Source organism: Nevskia soli (assembly GCF_903970205.1).
GTDB lineage: Bacteria > Acidobacteriota > Terriglobia > Bryobacterales > Bryobacteraceae > Bog-113.
Genome location: NZ_CAJCHS010000360.1, coordinates 1 through 5,462 on the forward strand (window position 1 = coordinate 1; position 5,462 = coordinate 5,462).

Sequence of the window (5,462 nt, forward strand, 5' to 3'; positions counted from 1 at the left end):
CTGCGCGGGAAAAACGTCGTGCTCGTGTTCTATCCGGGAGATAACACGCGCAACTGTACGGCGCAACTCAGCGAGTTCCGCGATAGCGCGCGTGAGGCGCAAGAGAAGAACACGGTGGTGTTCGGCGTAAACCCGGCGGACTTCCGGAGCCATGCGATGTTCCGCGAGAAGAACGACTTCGGTTTTCCGCTACTGGTGGATACCGGGCGGAAGATCGCGCGAGCCTACAACGCGACGGGCCTGATTATCCAGCGAACCGTGTATCTCATCGGGCCGGATGGCGCAATCCGGTACGCGCAGCGCGGCAAGCCTTCGGTTTCCGATGTACTGGCGCACGTGGCGTGATACCTAAAGCCTGATGTCTAAACTGGTCGCGTTCGTCTCGACATCCATCGCGTTGTTCCTGCTCATCGGGATGATCAGTTACTTCCGCTATTTCGCGCCCGCCGGGACGTTCCTGCATCGCGATCTGGATGCGGCTGCGGTGGTGCGCGAAGTGCAGCAGCTCAACGAGTTGGTAACCGTGCGCTATGTGATCCAGCAGGTGGTGGGAGTTACGGAGGAGAAGCACCCGCTGGGGTCGGAGTCGATCCTGCTACTGGTGGGCGGGCGCGTGCTGGCCGGGGTGGATCTGGCTTCCGTGACGCAGTACGATGTCGGCTCCGTTCACGCGCATGAGGTTGCGTTGCATCTTCCGCCGCCGCGTATCTTGGAAGCCTTCATCGATGAGAAGAACACGAAAGTGTGGGACCGGCAAATCACCTGGTGGACGCCTTGGGTATCGCCCGATCTGAATCTGGAGCACGAGGCGCGGCTGCAGGCGATCGATCAGATCCGGAAGGCGGCCGTCGATCAGGGAATATTGAAGGATGCCCAGCGGAATGCTCAGGACACGATCGTCAAGTTCCTGCGCAACTTTGGGATCACTACGGTGACGTTTTCGCCTTCAGCGGTTAGCTGACTTCCTGGCATGCGGTAATCAACGCCATGTGATAGACGTCCTGCCACGAGCACCCGCGCGAGAGGTCGTTCATGGGCCGGGCAAGGCCTTGCAGGATCGGGCCGATCGCGGTCGCGCCGGCGAGGCGTTCGACGAGTTTGTAGCCGATGTTACCGGCTTCGAGGTTGGGGAAGATCAGTGTGTTGGCGCGTCCGGCGACTTCCGATCCGGGGGCTTTCGAGCGGGCGATTCGCGGGATCAGAGCGGCGTCGGCTTGCAGTTCGCCATCGACTTTCAGGTCCGGGGCTTGTTGTCGGATCAACGCCAAAGCTTCGGTCACGATGTCGATGCGCGGATGTTTGGCGCTCCCTTTGGTGGAGAACGAGAGTAGAGCGACAAGCGGTTCGGTTTCGAGGAGCGTGCGGCACGTCGAGGCAGTGGTGATGGCAATGTTCGCCAGTTGCTCCGCGTCGGGCGCGACGACGATGCCGCAGTCCGCGAAGAGCATCAGGCCCTGGTCGAGGGCCATCAGAAATGAGCTCGAGAGTAGCTTCGTGTTGCGGGCCAGGCCGATGCAGTGGATCGCGGCGCGGACCGTCTCGGCGGTCGTGTTGACAGCGCCGCCGACGCATCCGTCGGCTTGGCCGCAGGCGACCATCAGGGCTGCGCGGTAGAGCGGCAGCGCGGCGATGCGTTCCGCATCTTCCAGGGTGAGAGCGGATCTGTGTCGGCGGCGTTCGAAATAGTGTTCGGTCAGCCCGGGGTCCGGCTGTGGTTCGGTAAGGAGGATCGGTACGGCTGTTTTGGTTTCGATCAGATGATGGGCTGCGGTTTGAATACGAGGATCGTCGCCTTCGGGAAAGACGATGCGCTTGGGATTCGCGCGGGCCTGGGTTTCGAGACGGGCGAATAGGTCTGCGGCTGCTGGGCTGAGTTGCAAGTTGGCTGTCTATAATTAGAGCGCGTGCTCCCGCTCCATTGCTGTCGCGGCTCAGTAACTCTGTCGCAAGCCGGTCACCGGCCCGCCGCAAAAACCCGGCTACTGAGCCGCGACAGCAATGGAGCGGTGCAATCCGGGGGGGTGTTGCGTGGGGAGGATTTTGGCACTGGATCTGGGAACACGAAGAATCGGGCTAGCTGTTAGCGATCCTCTCTTTTTGACGGCGCAAGGGCTGCCTACTTTGGTGCGCAAGAATATCCGGATGGATCTGGAGGAATTGGCGCGCGTCGTGAATGAGCGCGAAGTTGGCGAGATCTTAATGGGCGATCCAAAGCGCATGAACGGCGAGCAGGGCCGGCAGTCGGCATGGGCTCGGGAGTTTGCTGCCAAGCTCGAGAAACGCTTTGGGCTGCCGATCGTCTTCTGGGATGAACGGCTTACCAGCCGCGAAGCGGAACGGACTTTGCGAGGCAGCGGCATTGCCCATGGCGATCGAAAAGCGGCGATCGACCGGCTGTCCGCGGTGATCCTGTTGCAGAGCTATCTGGATTGGCGGCATTCGGCGTGAAGGTCCTTCTTTGGTTGTTCGTGCTGGTCCTAATCGTCGCGGTTGGTTTCGGCGGGTGGGCCTGGGTTGAGCTGAACCGGCCGTATAAGGGATTTCAGGACGATGTGTTCCTGGATTTCCCGGTAAAGACGCGAACCAACGAGATCGCGCAACTGCTGGCCGACCGCGGGGTAATCCGATCGACGTGGATGTTCAGTGCGGCGCGGGTGCTCTCGCCGCATTCCGTACTGCAGGCGGGCGAATATCAGTTCGATAAACCCGCGTCAGCGATGCAGGTCTACAGCCGCATCGCGCATGGGGACATTTTCTATCTGGTTCTGACGGTGCCGGAAGGGCATAACATGTTCGACATTGCCGAGGATCTGAAACCTTTGAAGCTATTTCCCGGCGCCGCGTTCCTGAAGGTAGCACGCGATCCTTCCATGATTCGGGACCTGGATCCGGCAGCGCAGTCGCTCGAAGGCTACCTCTTTCCGGACTCCTATCATCTGGACAAACACTCGACTCCGGAGAGCTTATGCCGGCGCATGACGGCGCGGTTTCGGGAAGAGTGGAAGACACTAGGGTCAACCGAGGACGTGCATCACGTCGTTACTCTGGCGTCGATGGTGGAGCGCGAGGCTAAGTTGCCGGCGGAGCGTCCGATTATCGCCGGAGTGTTTGAGAACCGGCTGCATATCGGGATGAAACTGGATTGCGATCCGACGACGGTGTATGCGGCGCTGCTTGAGAATCGCTACCGCGGCAAGATCTATAAGTCGGATCTGGCGAGTCCGAATGCTTACAACACGTATGCGAATGCAGGGCTGCCGCCGGGTCCGATCGCGAATCCCGGACTAAGTTCATTGAAGGCGGCGATCGCGCCGGCGCAGACTTCGCATTTATACTTCGTCGCGAAGACGGACGGCTCCGGCGGGCACAATTTCTCGGATACCTTAGTGCAGCACGAAGCCGCTACGGCGTTGTTGCGGGCTGCGGAAAAGTATCACTAACTACTTACTTGTTGCAATAGCCGCCGTCTACCAGCAGTTCCGCCGCCGTGATAAAACTGGATTCGTCCGAGGCGAGGAACAGAACAGCGTTGGCAACTTCGCGGGCTTCGCCGACGCGGTTGAGCATGTGAAGCGGGGCTTGACGCGCACTCCACTGCTCTTTGGTTTCACCCATGCGGGTCCATTCGCGCTCAGTGGCCGTGGTGTAGATGCATCCGGGGCAGATGCTGTTCACGCGGATGTTGAACGGCGCCAGATCCATAGCCATACAGCGCGTCATGGTGAGGACCGCGCCTTTGCTGGAGTTGTAAGTGGCAAAATTCGGTTGCGCGATGATGCCGCTCATCGACGCGATGTTGACGATGGAACCACGCCCCCGAGCTTTGATGTGCGGGATCGCGAATTTCGAGACCATCGCCGTGCCGATCACGTTGACGCCGAGAACGCGCTGCCAGTGTTGCGGCGTGGCGTCCTCGACGCTGAAGGTGGTGAAGTCGGCGGCGTTGTTGACCACGATGTCGATCGCGCCGAAGCGCTCAACGGCGGTATCGCTGATGCGTTTCGCGTCTTCTTCTTTGGAGATGTCCGCGGCAATGGCGACGGCTGCCCCGCCCTGGCTAACGATCCTCTCTGCGACGCCTTCGACGCCGGCCAGGTTGAGATCGGCGAGCACGAGCTTGGCGCCTTCCTCGGCGAAGCGCATGGCTGTCGCTTCACCGATTCCGGCGCCCGCTCCTGTAATGATTGCGGTTTTCCCTTCGAGACGCATGCGGTTCTATGCGGGAGGTTTGTTGACGACGGCAGGAGCAAGATCGCGGCTTGTGATGACGCGATCAATCATGCCGTAATCCACGCCCTGTTCCGGACTCATGATGTAGTCGCGATCGACGTCGCGCGCGATGCGTTCCACGGGCTGGCCGGTGGAATCCGCAAGCATCTTGTTGAGCGCTTCGCGCATGCGCAGGATTTCCTTGGCATAGATATCGATATCTGCAGCCTGACCGGCAAGACCCTGCATCGAGGGTTGATGGATCATGATTCGCGAATTCGGCAGGCTGAAGCGCTTGCCTTTCGCGCCGGCCGCCAGCAGCACGGCGGCCATGGAAGCGGCCTGGCCCACGCAGATGGTGATGATGTCCGGACGAACGAACGACATCGTGTCCAGGATCGCGAGGCCGGCGGTAATCGAGCCGCCTGGCGAGTTCAAATAAATCGAAATATCGCGCTCGGGATCTTCGGCTTCGAGAAAAAGAAGCTGGGCGATGACCAGGTTCGCAACCTGATCATCGATCGGAGTGCCGAGAAAGATGATGTTCTCTTTCAGCAGGCGAGAGTAAATATCGTACGCGCGCTCGCCACGCGACGTCTGTTCCACAACCATTGGGACTAACAAAGATTGACCATTTCCCTTTCAACTAACTTAGATGCAAGCGGCCGGGGATCAGACTCCTGCCCGGCCTAGCCCCTAAATAACTCATCATATCCGAGTGGGTGGGGAGGGTCGTCCTACTGTGACCGCCGGACGCGCCACATCAAGTCACATCCTGTTCAATCCGGCATTGCCCGCGGCTTTGCTGAGCCGCGACGGCGATCGAGCGGTGGCGCGGCTCAGAATGGGTATCTGGTGCTCCTCGGTAGATTCTTGCCTCGGAATTATAAAGTCAGCCCGGTGACGGCAATCGCGTGCTTTCAGAGCAACGCCGCTTCACGCGGATAAAAACAGGACAGCAGGCGGATAAGTTTAGCGACGCGGATCTTCGGCAATCGCGCCCCTTCCGAAGATCGCCTCGATCGATCTCCACACCTCTATTATAGGTTCCGATACTCTGAAATGTGCCGGCCCCGTCGTATTCCTGGAGCATGCTGTTCGTCGCCACCGCGACCGCGCTTGCCGGCGTGGTGGCAGGCGTACTCTATTCGGCGAAGCGCGAGCATGTGCGCGTGGCCATCCCGCTGAGCGGCGGATTGCTGCTGGGCGTTGCTCTGTTCGGATTGCTGCCCGAACTGGCGGCGGACCTTTCC

7 protein-coding genes and 1 pseudogene are annotated in these 5,462 nt (G+C 60.1%); 5 read left to right on the plus strand and 3 right to left on the minus strand.

Annotation, left to right across the window (positions count from 1 at the left end; all coding sequences use genetic code 11):
- Both H1Y01_RS15740 and H1Y01_RS15745 read left to right on the plus strand, forming a co-directional pair.
- The coding region (locus H1Y01_RS15740) for a peroxiredoxin (protein WP_180541463.1) at positions 1 to 345 on the plus strand (345 nt) is incomplete at its 5' end.
- A 13-nt stretch (positions 346 to 358) separates the two neighbouring features.
- On the plus strand, positions 359 to 961 hold the full coding sequence (locus tag H1Y01_RS15745; protein WP_180541464.1) for a DUF4230 domain-containing protein: 603 nt from the start codon (positions 359 to 361) through the stop codon (positions 959 to 961).
- Here H1Y01_RS15745 and H1Y01_RS15750 read toward each other — a convergent pair.
- Positions 954 to 1,880, minus strand: coding sequence for a phosphotransacetylase (locus H1Y01_RS15750; protein WP_180541465.1), 927 nt, complete (start codon positions 1,878 to 1,880; stop codon positions 954 to 956). The two genes, H1Y01_RS15745 and H1Y01_RS15750, sit on opposite strands and share 8 nt — an antisense overlap.
- A 160-nt stretch (positions 1,881 to 2,040) precedes the next feature.
- On the opposite strand from H1Y01_RS15750, the gene ruvX reads away from it, so the two are divergent.
- Both ruvX and mltG read left to right on the plus strand, forming a co-directional pair.
- Complete coding sequence (gene ruvX / locus H1Y01_RS15755; RefSeq protein WP_219341602.1) at positions 2,041 to 2,448, plus strand: Holliday junction resolvase RuvX; 408 nt, start codon at positions 2,041 to 2,043, stop codon at positions 2,446 to 2,448.
- Complete coding sequence (mltG, locus tag H1Y01_RS15760) at positions 2,445 to 3,440, plus strand: endolytic transglycosylase MltG (protein WP_180541467.1); 996 nt, start codon at positions 2,445 to 2,447, stop codon at positions 3,438 to 3,440. The genes ruvX and mltG overlap by 4 nt, the downstream gene beginning before the upstream one ends.
- 4 nt (positions 3,441 to 3,444) lie before the next feature.
- On the opposite strand, the gene H1Y01_RS15765 is transcribed toward mltG, so the two are convergent.
- Entirely contained in the window at positions 3,445 to 4,209 is a 765-nt protein-coding gene (locus tag H1Y01_RS15765) for an SDR family NAD(P)-dependent oxidoreductase (RefSeq protein ID WP_180541468.1), read from the minus strand.
- A gap of 6 nt (positions 4,210 to 4,215) precedes the next feature.
- Positions 4,216 to 4,833 (minus strand): ATP-dependent Clp endopeptidase proteolytic subunit ClpP, encoded by a 618-nt coding sequence (gene clpP, locus H1Y01_RS15770; protein WP_257644466.1) that lies wholly within the window; start codon positions 4,831 to 4,833, stop codon positions 4,216 to 4,218.
- A gap of 440 nt (positions 4,834 to 5,273) precedes the next feature.
- Between clpP and H1Y01_RS15775 the strand changes: the two are divergent.
- Positions 5,274 to 5,462, plus strand: a pseudogene (locus H1Y01_RS15775) (hypothetical protein); the annotation flags it as partial.